Raw genomic sequence first — 19,350 nt, 5'->3', positions numbered from 1 at the left:
TCTTGCATTATACATGATTCTTAGCCATAAGGACAAGAGTGGAGTCTTAAGTGACAGAGGAGGGGAGGGGAAAAATGTCGAAAATTAATATACGAACACTAATACAGTTTAAGAAAAACACTATAACAGCAAACTCAGTATAACAGACATTTTAATGCACTATAACAGTTTTATCTGTGGACAAGTGTGAATAACTTGTTCTGTGGATAACCTGTGTGTATAACTGTGATGTATAAATATACATGCGTGTATAAGGTTCTGGGAAATAATGAGATAGCTCATCGTCCTATCTGATCTAACTGATCTAAAAAAATGCATTATTCTTGTTTTTTACATGTGCTTTTCATAAAGTGGAAAAGAGTATGTACATATAGGTGGTTAAAATAATGACAGTTAAGTATTATACGATCGGCATGGCAGGTCATATCGATCATGGGAAAACGACACTAACAAAGGCTTTAAGCGGTATAGATACAGATACATTAAAAGAAGAAAAAGCAAGAAAGATTACCATCGAACCAGGGTTTGCACCATTTCCGCTAACAGATGAAATTCATACATCCATTGTTGATGTACCAGGGCATGAAAAGTTGATCCGTCAAATGATAGCGGGTGTAGCAGGTATAGATATCGTTCTATTTGTTATTGCAGCTGATGAGGGCGTGATGCCACAAACGCGGGAACATTTTGAAATCCTTTCATTTTTGGGGATTGATAAGGGAATTATCGTTGTTACGAAATCGGATCTGATTGATGATGAGATGAAGCTGTTAGTGGAAGAGGAAATCCTAGAGCTTACGAAATCATCTGCTTTTGAAACGTTTCCTGTTCATTTTGTAGATAGCATTTCCATGTCTGGGATTGGCCAGTTAAAGACTGTGATTGGCAGCCTCCTACAAGATACACAAGTACGATCTTCTTACGGGCCTTTCCGTATGCCGATTGATCACATTTTTACAGTTAAGGGGCATGGAACTGTAATACGTGGAACCGTATATGAAGGTGAAGTCCATGAAGGTGATGACTTAGTGATTCAGCCTGGGAATGAAAAGGTGAAGATCCGCAAGATGCAGGTTCATAAACAAGATGTACACCAAGCAAAAGCAGGACAAAGGGCAGCGATCAATATTTCGGGAGGATCAAGAACAGATTTGAAGAGAGGTCATGTTTTACTGTCACCTGATGTTTATTCAGAAACGAATACCGTTGATATTGTTCTTTCAACGGGCAACGGATGGTCAGGTAAACTAAAACAGCGGTCACCGGTTAAATTCTATACAGGTACATCTGAAGTGATGGGGAAAATCGTCTTTTTTGACCGGAATGAACTTGAAAAAGATATAGACGATATCTTCTGCCAAGTAAGGTTAGATGAGGAGATTGTAACCAAACGCGGCGATCGGTTTATCATCAGACGCCCCTCCCCTGAAGAGACCATCGGAGGCGGCAAAGTCATTGATCCAAACGCATCCACATACAGGTTTGGAATGAAGACGGTTGACATCCTAAGAAGTAAATATGAAGGAACTCCTCATGAAAGAGTTCTGCAAACATTAGAAAAAGAAGGTTCGTTAACAGAATCTGAAGTTGCGAGGTCCACAGGGATCGATGATCAAAGTTTGCAAGAAGTGTTGACTGAACTTTTAAGTACGGGTTCTATACATCACATACAAGGATTGTATTGTGCAGATTCAGCCGTACGATATTTGAAATCTGAATTATTAGCCCGATTGCACACCTTTCATAATGATTTTCCTCTGCGACAAGGAATTCCAAAAGCAGAGATTGTGCAAATGTTTAAAGCGAAACTTCCTCAAAAAGCAGTTAATGGTTTTATAGAACAATGGGAGAAGGAAAATGACATTTCCTTAACCGATCAGTTTGTACACTTGCTAGACTTTATACCGAGGTTTCCTGAGAAGTGGGAAAAGAGAATGTCCAGGGTCCTTCATCTTTTAGAAGATATGAAACTTGAACCTGATGATATGCTGAACATTTTTAAAGGTCAGCAGATACCAGAGGATCTGTATTCAGATTTCAAATATTTTTTGATCAAAACAAAAAAAGCAGTCTTATTGTTTGATGAAGTGCTGCTAAGCCAAAATGTTTTTGAAACAGCGGTTGACTGTTTGCGAAGAAAGACGAATGAGGGTTTTACCGTTCAAGAAGCGAAGGCTGCATTGGATACCTCTAGAAAATTTCTAATTCCGATTTTGGAATGTATGGATGCAAAAGGGTATACTGTGAGAGATTCAAATTTGAGGAAATGGGTGTAAAACTTGAGCAATCCTATAAAGCGCGTTATGTTTTTTACACCGTATTATTATCAAAACCGCGGAAATGCCACTACAGCTAGAAGGTTAGAACATGGTTTATCTGATGAGGTAAACATAAACGTATTTGCATATGAGGAAATGGCTTATGATTCCAGTGTTATACAATGTATGGAGAACGCCGATGTAATTCATATTCTGCAATTCGCCCGTTTTGTTGATTGGGCAGAAAATTATGATTTAACGTTGAGCAAACCGTATATTGTGACGTCTGGCGGGACAGATATCAATCATTCATTAGCAGAAGACAGGAATAGATATCTTCCATTTCTGATTAAAGCAAAAGCAGTTACTGTTTTTTCAAACCAAGCTAAATCTATGCTAGTAAAGGATCATGGTTTAAAAGAGGAGTTTGTTCATGTGATTCCGCAAAGTGTCTATCTTCCTGAAACAGGAGGTTCTGAAGAAGAACTCAACCTGCCTGCAGGAAGTCCAAATATTTTATTACCTGCAGGACTTCGGCCGGTTAAAGATGTTTTATTCGCATGTAAGAGCATCCAAAAATTAAAAGAGGATTTTCCAGACATCACTTTTTTAATCGTAGGGGCGAATTTAGATCAAAACGTTTATTGTCAAGTTCATGACGCGACAAAGAGAAATAGTTGGCTTCGTTATTCATCTGAAGTAGATTTGTCCACAATGAAAGAGCTTTACGAGTGGGCTGATATTGTATTAAACACCTCCATATCCGAAGGTCAGCCAACGTCCATACTGGAAGCTATGAGTTTGGGTAAACCCGTAATTGCCAGGGTGAATACAGGTAATTCGAGCATCATTCAACAACATGTTAACGGCATGCTCTTTCAAACTCATGAAGAGCTATACGAATCTTTGAAAAAAGTACTATCAGACAAAAATGTTTATGAAGTACTAGTTAAAAACGGGTATCAAACCATAGTAGAAAACCACACTATTAAACAGGAAATAAATTCATATTTACACTTATATAAACATTAAAGGAGAGAATACTATTGAAAAAAATAGGATTGATTTTAATTGCCCTTACCATCATCCTTTCAGCATGCGGTACAAAGAAAGAGGAAACAAATGAGCAAGGGGCGAGTAATAAAGATGAGACGTTTACAATCGGAGTTATTCCTGCTCAAACAGAAGGTGAGATGAAAGGTGCGCTAGATAACCTTCAGGGTGTACTAAGCGAGAAGTTGGATCGAGAAGTAAAAATCACTTCTTATCCTGACTACAATGGTGTAGTCGAAGCGATGAATTACGATAAGATCGATATGGCATATTTCGGTCCGCTTACATATGTTGTTGCACATAAAGAAAGTGGTGCAAAAGCGATTGTTACTCAGCTGATAAAAGGGGAACCGTTTTATTATTCCTATCTGATCACGCATAAAGACAGCAAATACGAGACGATCGATGATATGATCGCTGATGTGAAAGATGTCAAATTTGCTTTTGGTGATCCTTCTTCAACTTCAGGTTCCTTGATACCAAGTATTAAGTTAAAAGATGAGGGTGTCTATAAAAGCGAATCGGAGAATAATTTCAATAACGTACGATTTACGGGATCACATGATGCGACAGCATTAGCAGTACAAAATAAACAGGTTGATGTTGGTGCGATTGACAGTGCTATTTATGACAAGCTGATCGAAGAAGGATCGATTGATGGGGATCAGTTTAAAGTGATCTGGAAGTCAGAGAAGCTGTTTCAATATCCTTGGGCAGTTTCAAAAAATACAGATTCCGAAACAATGAAGGACCTTCAAAATATCTTCTTAGACATAAAAGATAAAGAGATTCTGGATGCTTTTGGTGCAACAGGATTTACAAAAGCTGATAATAAAGATTACGAAAGTATCCGTAAAGCAGCAATAAAAGAAGGCTTGATCAAAGAATAGAGGGGAAAAATGGTTTGGTTTAAGAGGAGGCAATTTATTGTCTTTTTGGGCTTACTAGTAGTTGTACTATTAAGCATGAGATTGACAGAGTTTGATTTATCAAAGTTTAAAGACTTTCAAAATATGAGTGACTTTCTGTCTAAATGGTTTCCAATGAACACAGAAAGTCTTCCCTTTTTGTTTCAAGAAAGCTTATTAACCATCGCAATCGCATTTTTGGGGAGCTTATTTGGTTTAATCATCGCACTTCCGTTAAGTTTTTATGCTGCTCGAAATACGAGCAATAATCGCATAATCTATACGATCACAAGGTTTTTTCTCAGTTTCTTGCGTTCAGTACCTGAATTTGTGTTTGGTTTAATCCTGTTAACCACATTAGGACTTGGCCCATTTCCTGCAGTCATCGCCATTGTACTTCATAATATTGGTGTTTTAGGAAAACTGATTTCGGAGCTGATCGAAGCAGCGGATAAAGGCCCGATAGAAGCCATGTCTGCTGTAGGAGCGAAAAAGTGGATCGGAAACTTGTTTGGCGTACTGCCTCAAATTTGGCCGAATGTGCTATCTCAATTTTTTTACCGTTTTGAAGTAGCTATCCGTACTTCTCTTATTTTAGGATTGATCGGTGGCGGCGGAATCGGTCAGCAGTTGTTTATTCATTTCAAAACGTTTCAATATCAGCTTGTATCTGTAGACGTTCTGCTTATTATGATCATGGTTATCTTAGTAGATTATATGGGTGGGAAAATACGGGAAAAGGTTATTTAGGTGATTAGATGATTAAATTTGAAAATGTCTCAGTATTGTATCCTGGTACAACTAAGCCTGCTATACAGAATGTGAATGTTTCTTTTCAAAAAGGAGAATTTGTTTGCGTTTTAGGAAAAAGCGGTGCAGGAAAATCAACATTTATCAGATGCATTAATGGTCTGCAGCCCGTAACAGAAGGCAGTGTTAAATGGGATGACAAATCTCTGTCCGAGATGACGCATAAAGAGAATTTAGAGGTTCGCCGGAAAACAGGGATGATCTTTCAGCATTTTAATTTAATCCCAAGAATGAGTGTTGTGCAAAATATCTTAACGGGTTTGTTCGGATATAAGAAGTCATATGAAAATTTGCTTGGTCTATTTAATTCTTCTGATCGAATGACAGCAATAGAAGCGATTAACCAAGTCGAATTAACAGTTGAGCCTACACGAAGAGTTGAGAAGCTGAGCGGGGGACAAAAACAAAGAGTGGCTATAGCAAGAGCACTTGTTCAAAACCCAAAGGTATTTCTAGGCGATGAACCTGTTGCTAGTTTAGATCCTGGAACAGCTGAGAGAATATTTTATCTTCTAAAAGAAACACATAATAAACGGAACTTAGTATCCATCATAAATGTACATGATGTAGTTCTTGCAAAGAAATTTGCTACACGAATTATTGCACTTAAAGAGGGGAAACTTGTCTTTGATGGTATACCAGAAGAGTTTGATGAAAAGATGTTCGCAGAAATCTATAATTACTAAAAAAACTCCGGAAATGGTTCCGGAGTTTTTTCTTAGTTGGCTATGATCGGTTTTTCAGCCAGTTCTGAAACATGTCCGACGATCTTCGCGTTTTGATTACCTGCCGCATGAAGTTTAGCTAAATATTCAGGGGCTTCTTCTTCAGGTAGACTTACTAACAAACCTCCAGAAGTTACAGCATCGCATAAAATCCACTGTTGCCATTCTTCAAGGTGTTCCCCGTAAACCACATCATCTTGAATCCAGCGATGATTCGCTTTTGATCCGCCAGGAACAATTCCAGCTTGTGCAAGTTCTTTAGTTCCCGGTAATAAAGGCACGTTCTTAAAATCAATTGAAATCGTGATACCGCCTGTACCTTTAGCCATTTCAGTTGCATGACCGAGAAGTCCAAATCCGGTTACATCAGTAACTGCATTTGGAGATAAGCCTTCCAAACATTCTGCTGCTGTTTTATTCAATGACGCCATCGTCTCAGTTACAAGCTGAAGCTGCTCGTCTGTAAGCTTGTCTTTTTTTATGGCAGTCGTTTGTATTCCAACACCGATTGGTTTTGTTAACACTAGAACATCACCAGGCTTTGCACCAACATTCTTGAATACTTTATTAGGGTGAACAAGCCCTGTTACAGATAAGCCAAACTTAGGCTCTGTATCATCGATCGAATGGCCGCCTACTAATACGGCACCTGACTCTTTTACTTTGTCAGAAGCACCTTTAAGTATTTCTGCGAGTACATCATGTCCTAATGTCTTGATAGGAAAACCTACTATGTTCATCACAGTAGTGGGTCGCCCTCCCATAGCATAAACATCGCTCAGAGAATTCGCTGCAGCGATCTGTCCGAACATATAAGGATCATCTACGATCGGTGTAAAGAAATCTACTGTCTGGATCATAGCTAAATCTTCTGTTAATTTGTATACCCCAGCATCATCTGATGTATCAAGGCCAACTAATAGGTTAGGGTCGTATTCACGTTCTGGTAGATGACGCAAAACTTGCGCCAGGTCTTCTGGACCAATTTTACAGCCTCAACCGCCTTTTGAAGAAAGGTGAGTGAGTCGTACTTTATCTTTGCTTGTCATAGATCTTAGACACCTCCTATTTTTAGTATAAACATTTTTTTTGTTTATTGCCTATGGATATACTAAAATAGTCTTAAAAAGGAGGAAGAATCATGAAGATAAGTATTGAATTCTGTATGATGTGAAACTTTGCACCAAAAGCCGCGAGTCTCGCGGAAGACCTGTTTAACCATTTTCGTTCCCAGATTCCATCACTTGAGTTAGTTCCAAGTTCTGGAGGAGTTTTTGAGGTTTCAGTTAATGGACATAAGATTTATTCAAAAAAGGAAACCGGTGAATTTCCGGAGCATGAATTAATTATTTCAGAACTTGAAAAACTGAAGGCCTAAATGAAGAAACCCTCCTTACTGGTTTCTTTATAGCCTGTAAGGAGGAGTTTCATCTTGACAAAATCAGATCTGTTAAGGCAGCTGCCTGCTGTCCATGAAGTTGTAAAAGATATCAGTCTTGAAGTGAGTGGCAAACCCGAAAAAGAAATTACACGTGCTGTTCAGGATGCTATTAAACATTGGCGAAAAAATATACTTTCGGAAAAAGATGACATTGACTTGAAAGCTGATCTGCAAGAACTAATTAAGAATTCAGCAAAAAGAAGCTTAATGAATCCTACACACCAGATTCGTACTATTATTAATGCCAGCGGGATCGTCATACATACGAATCTTGGCCGTTCCAGACTTAGTAATAAAAGCGTAATGCGCATGTCAGAAACTGCTCAAATGTATTCCAACTTAGAATTTAATCTCGAAAAAGGAAAACGTGGATCCCGGCATGACCTTACAGAGGAACTAATTAAACGTGCAACAGGAGCAGAAGCAGCGATGGTCGTTAACAATAATGCCGCAGCGGTTTATCTTGTGTTAAAAGCACTTGCCAAGAATAAAGAAGTGATTGTTTCAAGAGGTGAGCTTGTAGAGATAGGCGGTTCTTTTCGTGTTTCTTCTATTATGGAAGAGAGTGGAGCATACTTACGTGAAGTTGGAACGACGAACAAAACGCATCTTTTTGATTATGAGAATGCGATCACTGAATGTACCGCAATGATCATGAAAGTGCATACGAGTAATTTTAAAATAGTCGGATTTACAAAAGATATTCCATCTAGTGAGCTATTGGAGTTAAAAGAGAAACATCCAAAAATAGTCGTATATGAAGATCTGGGAAGCGGTGCACTCTATCCGTTTCATATGCATGGTATTGGGGGAGAACCATTAGTGTCCTCTGTTATAGGTCAAGGGATTGATGTTGTATCGTTTAGTGGAGATAAACTATTAGGCGGTCCGCAAGCTGGGATTATTGCAGGAAAAAAAGAGATCATCGATCAATTAAAAAAGCATCAGCTTGCAAGAGTTTTAAGAGTGGATAAATTTACGATCGCAGCATTGAATGAAACGATCAATGCCTATTTAAATGGAGAGCACATGACCATACCAACCGTAAGAGATATATTAATGACAGCTGATGAGATCAGGGAAAAAGCAATTAGGCTAAAAGATCAAATTAAAAATATACCCGGATTATCGTTAGCCGTTACAGAAGATTTCTCTCAAGTAGGCGGGGGTACAATGCCAGATGTAGAACTTCCTACATTTTGTCTCAGACTGTCTCATGAAAAAGGAGCTGATTATTTAGCTCATCATTTTAGAGAATTTCAAACACCTATCATTGTAAGGATCAAAGGTGAAGAAGTACTGATAGATCTAAGAACAGTAACAGATGATGAAATTCCAGTCATCCTTGAGGCCATTCATTCTTTACATTAATAAGAAAGGCTAACAAAGTACTATACTTTGTTAGCCTTTTTATAATCATTAACGGCCTTCACCATGGTTTTGACCGGTATGGTTTCGTTGTTTTACCTTTTTAGAACCACTCATCGGAGCAGGCTGACTAGGATTTTCTCCTTTTGGGACAACCTTTCGAATATCTTTGAACGTGTTACGTTCCGTCATAAAAAAAGCCCTCCTTTTGAATAATTATGATTATTATTGGAAGCTTAAAGGTATATCAAACCAAAAAAGGAAGGTTATTATGCCCTATCATAAAGACAAACAACAAGCATATCAAGCAGCAGAGCAAGGTTACCATCACACGATTGAAGTATCTAAACAATTAGATGCGTCAAATAGTGAATATGGTGTATTCTACAATCATTTTATGACTGAGAATGAAAAGGCTTGTCAACAAATTCAAAATGCTCTAGAGACTGCATCTGAACATCAACAGCCACAATTGATGAATTACTTACGCGAACTTCAGCAGCTTCAAGATCAATTTCCAAAGCCTTAATGACGTTTCTTCGTTTTCTTGTTGTTTTGACGTTCTGCTTCACTTAACTTCTCGTTGGGCAAGGTTAGTGCTTCGTTGCCGAATTCTGTTTCATACCCTGCACCTTTGCCTTGAGCTTTAGCAGCATTCATGCCAGGACGTATATGATTTGCTTTATTTCTTCCCATTTTGTTTCACCTCCGTTGTTCTTAGTTTGTGCAAACAAAAAAAGAAGAAGCACTCCAAATAAAGGAGTGCTTCTTTACATTCAAGATTTATATTTAGAAATGAGTAGCCATAGACCAGATAATCCTACAAGGCTGTAGATTACCTTTGTTAGTGTGGCAGCGCTTCCAAAAATTTCGGTAACAACGTTAAGATCAAAAAGGCCGATTAATCCCCAGTTTAAAGCGCCGATTACAACGAGCAACCAAGCTAATTTATTTAACCAATCCATCAGTGTTTCCCTCCCATCTGAATAAGACATTTTTTGGTCGAAAAACAAAAAATGTATTACGTAATTCAATATATGCAGAGGTGCAGAAGGAGGTGAGTGAACCAGCAATAAGAAAAACTTATGTCGATTGATAACGATTAACTATTTTACTTATGAAAGGGTTTTACGTATGATAATAGAGGGAAAAAAAGATTTTGTGTCAGATGATAGGAAATTGAACACATTTTTTCGACAATTTTTCTCATAATCGTGTATGATTGTTACTGAAGGGAGAGAGTGGAACATGAAAAAGAATGATGTATTTAATGCCCGTTCTACTTTTGATGTTAACGGTAAGGAATATAGCTATTACCGTTTAGGAGCGTTAGAAGAAGCGGGAATTGGTAACGTATCAAAATTACCCTACTCTGTAAAAGTATTATTGGAATCCGTATTAAGACAGTTTGATGGAAAAGTAATTAACAAAGAACACGTGGAAAACCTTGCCAAGTGGGGTACGAGTGAACTGAAAGACATTGATGTTCCTTTCAAACCTTCACGTGTCATCCTTCAAGACTTTACAGGAGTGCCTGCAGTTGTTGACTTAGCATCACTTCGAAAAGCAATGAAAGACATGGGTGGAGATCCTTCACAGATCAATCCTGAGATTCCGGTTGACCTTGTTGTTGACCACTCTGTTCAAGTCGATAAGGCAGGAACAGAAGATTCTCTAGCTTTCAACATGAATCTTGAATTTGCCCGAAACGAAGAACGTTATAAGCTTTTAAGCTGGGCTCAATCTGCGTTTGATAACTACCGTGCAGTACCTCCTGCAACTGGTATCGTTCACCAAGTTAACTTAGAATACTTAGCGCCAGTTGTCCTTACAAGCGAATCAGAAGGGGAGACAGTCGCATTCCCAGATTCATTGGTAGGTACGGATTCTCATACAACCATGATCAATGGTCTTGGTGTACTTGGATGGGGTGTTGGCGGAATTGAAGCAGAAGCAGGAATGTTAGGCCAGCCTTCTTATTTCCCAGTACCTGAGGTTATTGGTGTTAAGCTCACAGGCTCACTTCCAAATGGAACGACAGCAACTGACTTGGCACTTAAAGTAACACAAGTTCTGCGTGAGAAGAAAGTAGTTGGGAAATTCGTAGAATTCTTCGGACCTGGGCTTGCAGAAATGCCTCTTGCTGACCGTGCAACGGTATCAAACATGGCACCTGAGTATGGAGCAACTTGCGGGTTCTTCCCAGTCGATGAAGAAGCTCTAAACTATTTACGCCTGACTGGCAGAACAGAAGAACAAATCCAGCTTGTTGAAGCATATTGCAAAGCAAACGGATTGTTCTATACAGCTGGAGATGCTGATCCTGATTTTACAGACGTTGTTGAGATCAATCTTTCTGAGATCGAACCAAACTTGTCTGGTCCTAAACGTCCTCAGGATTTGATTCCATTATCTCAAATGAAAGACAGCTTTAACAAAGCGCTTGTTGCACCTCAAGGTAATGCAGGGTTTGGTTTAACTGCAGATGAGATCAACAGAGAAGTGGTTGTTAAACACCCTGGTAACGAAACGTCCACAATGAAAACAGGTGCTGTAGCAATCGCCGCGATTACGAGCTGTACGAATACATCTAACCCTTATGTAATGCTAGGGGCAGGATTAGTAGCTAAAAAAGCTGTTGAAAAAGGCTTGAAAGTTCCTGGATATGTAAAAACATCATTAGCACCAGGATCAAAAGTAGTTACACGCTATCTAGAAGAGGCTGGCTTGATGAGCTACATGGATCAGTTAGGATTTAACCTTGTAGGTTATGGCTGTACAACATGTATCGGTAACTCAGGTCCATTAGCTCTAGAAGTTGAAAATGCGATCTCTAAAAATGATCTAACTGTTACATCTGTTCTTTCTGGTAACAGAAACTTTGAAGGACGTATTCATCCGCTTGTTAAAGCAAACTATCTGGCTTCACCGCCATTAGTAGTTGCTTATGCACTTGCAGGGACAGTTAACTTCAACCTTCAATCTGATTCATTCGGAACAGATAAAGATGGGAACGAAGTCTACTTTAAAGACATCTGGCCATCGACAGAAGAAATTAATGAAGCAATGAACAAAGCAGTTACTCCGGAATTGTTCAAGAAAGAATACGAGCGTGTATTTGACGAGAACGAACGCTGGAACGAACTGAAGACTTCAGCCGATCAGTTATATGGTTTTGATACTTCTTCAACTTACATTCAAAACCCGCCATTTTTCGAAGAACTTTCTGCAGAACTTAAAGAGATTCAACCTCTTAAAGATCTGAAGCTGATCGCTAAGTTTGGTGATTCAGTAACCACTGACCACATTTCTCCGGCAGGAGCAATCGGTAAAGATACTCCAGCAGGAAGATATTTAATTAAAAATGGTGTTGAGCCTCGTGACTTTAACTCTTATGGTTCAAGACGCGGCAACCATGAAGTAATGATGCGTGGAACATTTGCAAATATCCGTATCCGTAACGCTGTTGCTCCTGGTACTGAAGGTGGTTGGACAACATATTGGCCGACTAACGAAGTGATGAGCATTTATGATGCAGCAATGAAATACAAAGAGAATGGAACTGGCCTTATGGTTATTGCAGGAAAAGATTACGGAATGGGATCATCCCGTGACTGGGCAGCAAAAGGTACAACATTACTCGGTATTCAAACGGTACTTGCTGAAAGCTTTGAACGTATTCACCGCAGCAACCTTGTGTTGATGGGTGTGCTTCCTCTACAATTTAAAGATGGAGAAAATGCAGAAACGTTTGGTTTAACGGGGAAAGAATCGTTCACGGTTCAGGTTGATGAAAATGTTAAACCTCGTGACCTTGTTCAAGTTACAGCTGTATTTGAAGATGGATCAGAGAAAACATTTGAAGTAATTGCCCGTTTTGATAGTGAGGTTGAAATTGAGTACTATCGTCATGGCGGTATTCTCCCAATGGTACTTCGCAATAAATTGGCACATTCTTCTCAAACTCAAAACTAATAATAAAAATCCTTTGCCTCAAACAGGCAAAGGATTTTTTTTATGCATTTTTTGTATGCTTTTCATCCAGCTTTTTTTCAAGCTGTTCAATGTACGTTTCGTCCTTTAATAGCTGCCTCTTATTTTCATCCACGAGCTCCTGAAAGCTCATTTTTCTATTTTTTCTCATCATGACACCTCTTCATTGGGATAATATCAATATGGCCCAGCAAGAATCAAAATAATCAGATATTGAATAAAAAATATCTTATTATTTATGATGAATAGTTGATTTTAATTATTGGAAAAGTAAAGAAGACGAAAGGGGGTTAGACCTTTGAGTAATCCAAAACGCCATCCAGAAGATTTTGTACCCAATCATATCGGAACTCAGCCGCGTGAGAGCAATAGCAACAACGGGAAGAAAATGGCGAATAAATCACATGACCATGCTGATTATGTTCCTCCAAAAGGAAAATAGAATTAAAATGAAATGTAAATTTTACCTCTCCTAAATTTCACGGGTGACTCCCATATATCAAACATTTTGTCGAAAAAATGTATGTAGTGAAAGAATTAGGAGGGGTACGTTTGATTACGGCATCTGTCAAACCATTACCTGTATCACAAAATAAAGATGATCAGGATTATTTATACCGGCAATTAGAAATTGAAATGCAGCGATTGGGACACCTTGTTCCTTTTCGTGAAGAGCTGAACTGGGAAAGAGAAATTACCACCATGGAATTAGGAAATGTGGAGACTTTAGAAAAGCTGAAAAAAGCAGCCGCTAAGAATGATGGAGTCTTCCTGTTCTATGCGAAGCTCACTAAAGGAACTGTTTATCAGCACATTATCTTGCATCCGAATACGGAAGGTTTTTATTTGCCTTTTCGTTTTGAAGAGCCTTTTCAAATAACGGTTAAGAATAAAAAGTACTGGATTGGTTCGTCGATCAGGCTTGCGGAAGAATTGGCATGGCTTGAGATCACAATGAAGAATTCGGAAGACGAGAGTGTCGTTGAGTACTGGAAATATCTAACGGATCTTTGTGAAAAGAGTATTTCCAATATGAGTCCAATTTTATTACAAAAAAATTGAGAATAAGTTTTTTGGTTTTTTGCACACACTATGATGAAATCAATTCAATGAAAAAGGAGAATTCATCATGCAAAAGCCCAATCCAGATGACCGCAGCAACAATGTAGAACGACTTGAACAAATGGTTCAAAATACCGAACAGAACATCCAAGAAGCTAATGAAACGATGGATAATAATGAACTCACTGCTAGTCAAAAAGAGCAGATAAAAGAAAAGAACCAGCATAGACAAGAGTCTATCGAACAGTTCCAAATTGAGATTCAAGAAGAAAAAGCATTTAGAGAAGGGCACGACCTTCAATAGTAAAAGACCGGCATTTTGCTGGTCTTTTTTTACGTTTTCTACTAAAGTGTAAGAAAAAGAAATTAAAGGATGGACATAAGACAAATGAAATTCACTGAAACCAGCGTCGATGTAAGATATGCAGAAACCGATCAGATGGGAATTGTTTATCATGCCAACTATTTAGTTTGGTTTGAGATTGGAAGAACGAAACTTATTGAATCCTTAGGCTTTAAATATGCAGATATGGAAGCTCAAGGTATTCTTTCTCCAGTAACCGATATCCATGCTTCCTATAAAAAACCATTAACTTACGGCCAAAAAGCCAAAATTAAAACAGCTATTAAAGAATACACAGGTATTAAAGTGGTTTATCTATATGAAATCTATAATGATGATGATGAACTATGTGTAATAGGAGACTCTACACATGTTTGTGTAAAAAAAGAAAACTTTCGCCCCATCTCAATTAAAAAATGTTTTCCTGAATGGCATGAAGCTTATATGAAAGCGATGGATGTATAAATGGCTTTCGGGATAAAAAGAGCGGAGTTGACTGCATGGAAATCCGAGGTAAACTCAGGCAATATTGCATTTCTAACACACTTTTGGTACGATCCCCGATTTCCACATGAGAAAAGTGTAACGAAAGTGGGCTGCCGGGATATTCAAAGATTAATACAGTGGGGAAAACGATATGGACTTAGAAAAGAGTGGATTCATGAAAGAGATGCTTATCCCCATTTTGATTTGATAGGGGATAAGCAAAGAGAAATAATGAAGCTTGAAGGCAGGAGTGAAGACCTGAAGAAGTTTTTATGAGTTTCCATTGTTTTCATTGTGAAATTCATATTGGATTTCTCCATTTTTTACAGAAACAGTTAAATCACATCCATCAAAAAACCACTCATCCTCTTCTTCAATAAAAAATTTCTGTTTTTGAATGGTTAGCTCTGCTGCTGGATGTTTAGGAGAATCTTTTGTAATTCCTAACGAAAACCCATCTTGTACAGTGCTGCATCCTCCAAGGCGGACAAAAAAGCGGATTGAACCATTGGTATCAGCTTGCAGGTCATTGATGATATGAATGGCAGTATCTTCGTTCATATTAATTTTCAATTGATTTCACTCCTTGTATTTCTTTGTAGTCGATGGTGATATTGTGGCATAACGTAATTCCGTTAACAATAAAAAAGACCTATATTGTTTGTTCAACAATTTCTTGACCAGGCAGAGTTGGTTTGTTAAAAAATGTAAAATGTAAAAGGAGTGTTATCAAAATGGATATAAAATCATTCTTTAACGAAGCAAAGACATTATACAGTGTTAAAGACATTATTGCCGTTCATACAAAAATGATATTTATCTTAGAATCTCCACATAAGGAGGAGATTAAAGCAGGAGTTCCGCTTGCTGGTCTTTCTGGCAGATCTATGGCTAGGGAATTGTTCAGAAGAGAAGATATACTGCCAATGGGAAAATTATTAAAGCAATTTATTTCAGAAAATAAAGAAACCATTTATGGCATAGTGAATGTGTGTCCTTTTCCTCTTCAAGAATCAGCATTTCCTGATGCTGCCTTTGTAGAGAGTTTTAAGGATGAGATTAAGATTGCAGAATCTGTAAGAGTGAGTTCAGCTAAGGTGTTTAAAGATAAAGACAAAGAGACGTTTGACCAATTGCTCCAAGAGGATTTTGGAGACAGACTGCTAGCGGCTGCAAAAGAAGACACAATGATTGTACCCTGCGGAAAATTTGCTGAAAAATATGTAAACAAAATTCCAAGCCTGGATAAATTAAATATTATCTATGGGGTTCCCCATCCTTCCTATAATTCCTGGTCTAGAGAACGCTATAAGGACGTTATACATAAAATAAGGGAAGAGGGAAATAAACGAACCTCCTAAAAAGGAGGTTCAAATGAAGAATACAGTCGCACCATAAAGCACTGCTGTTATCCCTGCTGCAATTAAAGCAGGTTTTAATTTGTAACGGGCATATGTGATAACAGAGAGATTTAGAATGCGTGCGATCGTATTCGTATCATCACTTAATGGAGAAGCAAACGCTCCAAAAGTTCCGCTTGCAAACACTGCGCCGATAACAAGTGGGAGCGATACATCCGCAACCCCAGCCATAGAAACACCGAGCGGCATTAATATCCCCCATGTGCCCCATGCTGATCCGATAAAATAAGACACAGCACAGCCAAAAAGGAACAATAACGGAACAATAACAGAGGCTGGAATCCAGCCAGCATATTTTGAAACAAAAGCAGAAAAGCCAAGTTCTTCAGTAACAGAAGATAGTCCCCATACGACAGCCAGCAGCACGATGACGCTCATTAGCTCATTTCCGCCATAGATAAAACCGTTCAATAAGTCTCCCGTTTTCATTTGCTGAAAACGTAAGAAGAGAAACGTAAAAATTGTAGTAAACAATAAAGCAATAAGCATGGCATCCATAACATCAGCAGAAATAAATGCTTTAACAAATCCACCACCTGATTTCTTGTATCCATCCCACCATGTCAATACCAATGTGAGGGAAACAACTAAAAAGAGTGGGATAAGCAGATTCCATGGTTTATTCGGCAATTCTTTGTTAACAGCAGGATCACAATTATGCCAATCATCATCTTCTTTTTCTCCGACTTTTTTTGGATCACTTTCCTCAGTCGATTTTGAATGGTGAAAGAAGCTAAGATAGATTCCCACCAGGATCATGACGAATGAGAAAAAGTTATATGGGATGCTCTGAATAAATAGAGAATAGGGATCGCCCGTTATATTTTCATTTTTCAATGAGATGTCTACTATGGAAGTCATGTAACCAACAAAAGCAGTTGCTATTGGAATTAATACAATAATGGGAGTAGCGGTTGTTTCAATAACAAAACCAAGTTCTTGCGTAGACATTTTAACCTTCTTTAATAATGCTCTCATTATCGGAGCAATCGTCACAAACCGGAAACTTGGCGCTGCAAAGGTACCGATAGTTGAGACATACGTTAGAAACAGTGCTCCTTTTTTTGTTTGGATCCTGTTAGAAGCTTCTTCTACAAAGCCGCGGATTCCTCCCGAGAGTTTTATCATTGAGATAAGTCCTGAGAAGGCATATAAAAATACTAATATTTTTATATTCTTAGGATCTATCAGTCCTTTTACAAGAAATTGGACCATCTTTTCAAGTCCGCCTACAAGGGTAGGGTAAAGAAGATAAGAACCTGTTAAAAGACCTGCAAAGAGACCTGGTAAGACTTGTTTAGTTTTTACAGCAATGGGTATTACAACTAAGAACGGTATGATTGAAACCCAATTTTGATCCATGAAAGGTCCTTCTTTCTTACAAAATTCAATAAGATTAGCGTGTGATGGATTCGAAAATTTATTCTCGAGTATGGAATTAAAAAGATGTTTTATCTAATCGGGCATTGGTTAAAATAATACCGTTATGTTTTAACTTCACGTATTGAAATGATTCGTGGGGGAACTTTTCAACCTTTCTAATAATGGAAAGAGTTGCATTTATTATGGTTACATGATAAGTTTAACAACGGAATATATATGGACGGAACAAGTTTGAATTACGGATAGCCTTGTAACTATTAACGTTTAATTTTTACGCATATTCACATGGCTAAGCATTTCCAGTCGATATCAATAAGGAAATGCTATTTTATGTGCAAATCATGATGTATTTTGAAAAAACAAAATTGGCCGGCAGTTTTTTACATGTATACGAATGCCGTGTCCACGAGGTTATCGTAAAACCTTTTTCGTCACAGAAAAGGAGATAGAACATTGACAACATTTCAAGAACTGGGACTTAGTCCTGAGTTGCTTCAATCCATTAACAACATGGGCTTTGAGGAAGCAACACCGATTCAGCGTGACACCATTCCAACAGCATTAAAGGGGACTGACCTAATCGGTCAGGCGCAAACTGGTACTGGTAAGACAGCTGCGTTTGGAATACCGCTAATCGAAAAAATGGATACAAAATCACGATTCGTACAAGGGATCGTTTTGGCTCCAACTCGTGAGTTAGCTGTTCAGGTTGCTGAAGAATTAAATAAAATCGGACATTTTAAAGGGATTAAAACATTACCGATCTATGGTGGACAATCCATTGTTCGTCAGATTAAAGCATTAAAAAATGGGCCTCATATCGTAGTAGGAACTCCTGGACGTGTACAGGATCATATCAACAGAAAAACATTAAAGCTCGACAGTGTTCATACAGTAGTGCTCGATGAGGCTGATGAGATGCTGAACATGGGATTTGTTGAGGATATCGAAAAAATCCTAGAAAACGTTCCTACAGAGCGCCACACGATGCTTTTCTCAGCAACAATGCCTAAACAAATTCAAAACCTTGCAGCGAAATTCATGAAAGATGTTTTGTTGATTAAAGTAAAAGCATCTGAAATGACTGTTCGCAGCATCGAGCAAGAGTATGTAGAAGTGAAAGAACGACAGAAATTTGATGCTCTTTGCCGCTTTATGGATATTCACTCACCAGAGCTTGCGATCGTTTTCGGACGTACGAAGCGTCGTGTTGATGAATTATCTGAAGCGCTGAACAAACGCGGATACTCAGCGGAAGGAATTCATGGTGATCTTCCACAAGCAAAACGTGATAAAGTACTACGTGCGTTTAAAAACAATACGATTGAAGTACTTGTTGCAACAGACGTAGCGGCACGCGGGCTTGATATCTCTGGTGTATCACACGTTTATAACTTTGATATTCCTCAAGATCCAGAAAGCTACGTTCACCGTATTGGACGTACTGGACGTGCAGGAAAAACGGGTTATGCGCTGACATTTATTACTCCTCGTGAAATCGATCACCTTTATACGATCGAGAAAATCACAAAGCGTAAAATGGAGAAGCGTGCGATTCCTTCTGTGTCAGAAGCGATGGAAGGACAACAGCAGATCACACTTGAAAAGTTGATGGAAGTCGTTGAACAAGATGACTATAGCGGCTACAAACAAACAGCTGTTGAGTTATTAGAAGAGAATGATTCTGTTACACTTTTAGCTGCAGCACTTAAGCTTCTTACAAAAGAGCCTGATACAACTCCGATTAATTTAACGGATGAGCCGCCTCTATCTGTGAAGAAGAGACGTCCTAATAATCGCTTCTCTGACCGCAGACGTTCTGGTGGCCCTAAAAGAGAGGGCGGAGGCGGAAGAGACAATCGCCGTTCTGGATACTCTAAAGGTGAAAGAAGCGGATCTCGTGATGGCGGAAGCCGCAGCGGTGGCCGTGATCAATCCTACCGTTCACAAAAACGTGTACGTGAAGATTTTAAAAATAGATAAGTCTAAACAAAAGCAAGGGGAGATTTCCCTTGCTTTTTTATTTTTTGGCAAATTATATATGATGAGATTCGTGAAATTGCTTTCGTATTTTGTCTCATGAATAAAAAAAACACTTT

At 38.5% G+C, this 19,350-nt stretch carries 23 protein-coding genes; 16 read left to right on the top strand and 7 right to left on the bottom strand.

All coding sequences use genetic code 11. The features are described 5' to 3' along the window. Nucleotides 1-386 precede the first annotated feature (386 nt). The 5 genes from selB to phnC are packed head-to-tail and all read left to right on the top strand — an operon-like array spanning nucleotide 387 to nucleotide 5,715. Nucleotides 387-2,276, top strand: a complete 1,890-nt coding sequence (gene selB, locus IEV52_RS10770; RefSeq protein WP_188402559.1) for a selenocysteine-specific translation elongation factor — start codon at nucleotides 387-389, stop codon at nucleotides 2,274-2,276. A gap of 27 nt (nucleotides 2,277-2,303) precedes the next feature. Continuing rightward, nucleotides 2,304-3,290, top strand: a complete 987-nt coding sequence (locus tag IEV52_RS10765; RefSeq protein WP_188402558.1) for a glycosyltransferase — start codon at nucleotides 2,304-2,306, stop codon at nucleotides 3,288-3,290. 14 nt (nucleotides 3,291-3,304) lie between these two features. Further along, complete coding sequence (phnD, locus tag IEV52_RS10760) at nucleotides 3,305-4,201, top strand: phosphate/phosphite/phosphonate ABC transporter substrate-binding protein (RefSeq protein ID WP_188402557.1); 897 nt, start codon at nucleotides 3,305-3,307, stop codon at nucleotides 4,199-4,201. Nucleotides 4,202-4,210: 9 nt separating this feature from the next. Continuing rightward, nucleotides 4,211-4,969, top strand: a complete 759-nt coding sequence (gene phnE / locus IEV52_RS10755; RefSeq protein WP_188402556.1) for a phosphonate ABC transporter, permease protein PhnE — start codon at nucleotides 4,211-4,213, stop codon at nucleotides 4,967-4,969. 8 nt (nucleotides 4,970-4,977) lie between these two features. After that, complete coding sequence (gene phnC / locus IEV52_RS10750; RefSeq protein WP_188402555.1) at nucleotides 4,978-5,715, top strand: phosphonate ABC transporter ATP-binding protein; 738 nt, start codon at nucleotides 4,978-4,980, stop codon at nucleotides 5,713-5,715. Between the two features lie 32 nt (nucleotides 5,716-5,747). Here the strand turns inward: phnC and selD are convergent, their stop codons facing one another. Continuing rightward, on the bottom strand, nucleotides 5,748-6,803 hold the full coding sequence (gene selD / locus IEV52_RS10745; protein WP_188402554.1) for a selenide, water dikinase SelD: 1,056 nt from the start codon (nucleotides 6,801-6,803) through the stop codon (nucleotides 5,748-5,750). Between the two features lie 92 nt (nucleotides 6,804-6,895). On the opposite strand from selD, the gene IEV52_RS22560 reads away from it, so the two are divergent. Both IEV52_RS22560 and selA read left to right on the top strand, forming a co-directional pair. After that, entirely contained in the window at nucleotides 6,896-7,132 is a 237-nt protein-coding gene (locus tag IEV52_RS22560) for an Rdx family protein (RefSeq protein WP_276208328.1), read from the top strand. A gap of 54 nt (nucleotides 7,133-7,186) precedes the next feature. Then, nucleotides 7,187-8,566, top strand: coding sequence for an L-seryl-tRNA(Sec) selenium transferase (gene selA / locus IEV52_RS10735; protein WP_188402553.1), 1,380 nt, complete (start codon nucleotides 7,187-7,189; stop codon nucleotides 8,564-8,566). Between the two features lie 48 nt (nucleotides 8,567-8,614). Here selA and IEV52_RS10730 read toward each other — a convergent pair whose 3' ends face one another. Continuing rightward, complete coding sequence (locus IEV52_RS10730) at nucleotides 8,615-8,755, bottom strand: small acid-soluble spore protein P (protein WP_188402552.1); 141 nt, start codon at nucleotides 8,753-8,755, stop codon at nucleotides 8,615-8,617. Nucleotides 8,756-8,834: 79 nt separating this feature from the next. Here IEV52_RS10730 and IEV52_RS10725 point away from each other — a divergent pair, with 79 nt between their 5' ends. After that, nucleotides 8,835-9,092 (top strand): hypothetical protein, encoded by a 258-nt coding sequence (locus IEV52_RS10725; RefSeq protein ID WP_188402551.1) that lies wholly within the window; start codon nucleotides 8,835-8,837, stop codon nucleotides 9,090-9,092. Here IEV52_RS10725 and sspO read toward each other — a convergent pair. Next, on the bottom strand, nucleotides 9,089-9,259 hold the full coding sequence (gene sspO / locus IEV52_RS10720) for a small acid-soluble spore protein SspO (RefSeq protein WP_188402550.1): 171 nt from the start codon (nucleotides 9,257-9,259) through the stop codon (nucleotides 9,089-9,091). The genes IEV52_RS10725 and sspO overlap by 4 nt on opposite strands. 80 nt (nucleotides 9,260-9,339) lie before the next feature. After that, nucleotides 9,340-9,528, bottom strand: coding sequence for a DUF378 domain-containing protein (locus IEV52_RS10715; protein ID WP_188402549.1), 189 nt, complete (start codon nucleotides 9,526-9,528; stop codon nucleotides 9,340-9,342). Nucleotides 9,529-9,811: 283 nt separating this feature from the next. On the opposite strand from IEV52_RS10715, the gene acnA reads away from it, so the two are divergent. Next, entirely contained in the window at nucleotides 9,812-12,538 is a 2,727-nt protein-coding gene (acnA, locus tag IEV52_RS10710) for an aconitate hydratase AcnA (RefSeq protein WP_188402548.1), read from the top strand. 40 nt (nucleotides 12,539-12,578) lie between these two features. Here acnA and IEV52_RS10705 read toward each other — a convergent pair whose 3' ends face one another. Next, on the bottom strand, nucleotides 12,579-12,707 hold the full coding sequence (locus IEV52_RS10705) for an FbpB family small basic protein (protein ID WP_188402547.1): 129 nt from the start codon (nucleotides 12,705-12,707) through the stop codon (nucleotides 12,579-12,581). 147 nt (nucleotides 12,708-12,854) lie between these two features. Here IEV52_RS10705 and IEV52_RS10700 point away from each other — a divergent pair, with 147 nt between their 5' ends. The 5 genes from IEV52_RS10700 (at nucleotide 12,855) to IEV52_RS10680 (ending at nucleotide 14,723) form a co-directional block, all read left to right on the top strand. Then, complete coding sequence (locus IEV52_RS10700) at nucleotides 12,855-12,998, top strand: acid-soluble spore protein N (RefSeq protein ID WP_188402546.1); 144 nt, start codon at nucleotides 12,855-12,857, stop codon at nucleotides 12,996-12,998. 110 nt (nucleotides 12,999-13,108) lie between these two features. Continuing rightward, nucleotides 13,109-13,618, top strand: coding sequence for a hypothetical protein (locus tag IEV52_RS10695; RefSeq protein ID WP_188402545.1), 510 nt, complete (start codon nucleotides 13,109-13,111; stop codon nucleotides 13,616-13,618). Nucleotides 13,619-13,685: 67 nt separating this feature from the next. Then, nucleotides 13,686-13,922 carry a small acid-soluble spore protein Tlp gene (gene tlp, locus IEV52_RS10690; protein ID WP_188402544.1) on the top strand — a complete coding sequence of 79 codons (237 nt, stop codon included), beginning with the start codon at nucleotides 13,686-13,688 and terminating at the stop codon, nucleotides 13,920-13,922. Nucleotides 13,923-14,006: 84 nt separating this feature from the next. Next, complete coding sequence (locus tag IEV52_RS10685; protein ID WP_188402543.1) at nucleotides 14,007-14,426, top strand: acyl-CoA thioesterase; 420 nt, start codon at nucleotides 14,007-14,009, stop codon at nucleotides 14,424-14,426. Continuing rightward, complete coding sequence (locus tag IEV52_RS10680) at nucleotides 14,427-14,723, top strand: hypothetical protein (RefSeq protein WP_188402542.1); 297 nt, start codon at nucleotides 14,427-14,429, stop codon at nucleotides 14,721-14,723. On the opposite strand, the gene IEV52_RS10675 is transcribed toward IEV52_RS10680, so the two are convergent. Beyond that, entirely contained in the window at nucleotides 14,718-15,020 is a 303-nt protein-coding gene (locus IEV52_RS10675) for a HesB/YadR/YfhF family protein (protein ID WP_229754258.1), read from the bottom strand. The genes IEV52_RS10680 and IEV52_RS10675 overlap by 6 nt on opposite strands. A 122-nt stretch (nucleotides 15,021-15,142) precedes the next feature. Between IEV52_RS10675 and IEV52_RS10670 the strand changes: the two genes are divergently transcribed. Then, nucleotides 15,143-15,808, top strand: coding sequence for a uracil-DNA glycosylase family protein (locus IEV52_RS10670; protein ID WP_188402541.1), 666 nt, complete (start codon nucleotides 15,143-15,145; stop codon nucleotides 15,806-15,808). Nucleotides 15,809-15,817: 9 nt separating this feature from the next. On the opposite strand, the gene IEV52_RS10665 is transcribed toward IEV52_RS10670, so the two are convergent. Beyond that, nucleotides 15,818-17,230 (bottom strand): Na+/H+ antiporter NhaC family protein, encoded by a 1,413-nt coding sequence (locus IEV52_RS10665; protein ID WP_188402540.1) that lies wholly within the window; start codon nucleotides 17,228-17,230, stop codon nucleotides 15,818-15,820. 474 nt (nucleotides 17,231-17,704) lie between these two features. On the opposite strand from IEV52_RS10665, the gene cshA reads away from it, so the two are divergent. Beyond that, the gene (cshA, locus tag IEV52_RS10660; protein WP_188402539.1) at nucleotides 17,705-19,234 is read left to right on the top strand and encodes a degradosome RNA helicase CshA; all 1,530 of its coding nucleotides are present in this window, start codon (nucleotides 17,705-17,707) and stop codon (nucleotides 19,232-19,234) included. The last annotated feature ends 116 nt before the right edge of the window (nucleotides 19,235-19,350 follow it).

Origin of the sequence: Fictibacillus barbaricus (assembly GCF_014635025.1) — a bacterium.
GTDB lineage: Bacteria > Bacillota > Bacilli > Bacillales > Fictibacillaceae > Fictibacillus > Fictibacillus barbaricus.
The sequence above is the reverse complement of the archived record's forward strand: the minus strand, read 5'-3'. Positions and strand labels throughout refer to the sequence as shown.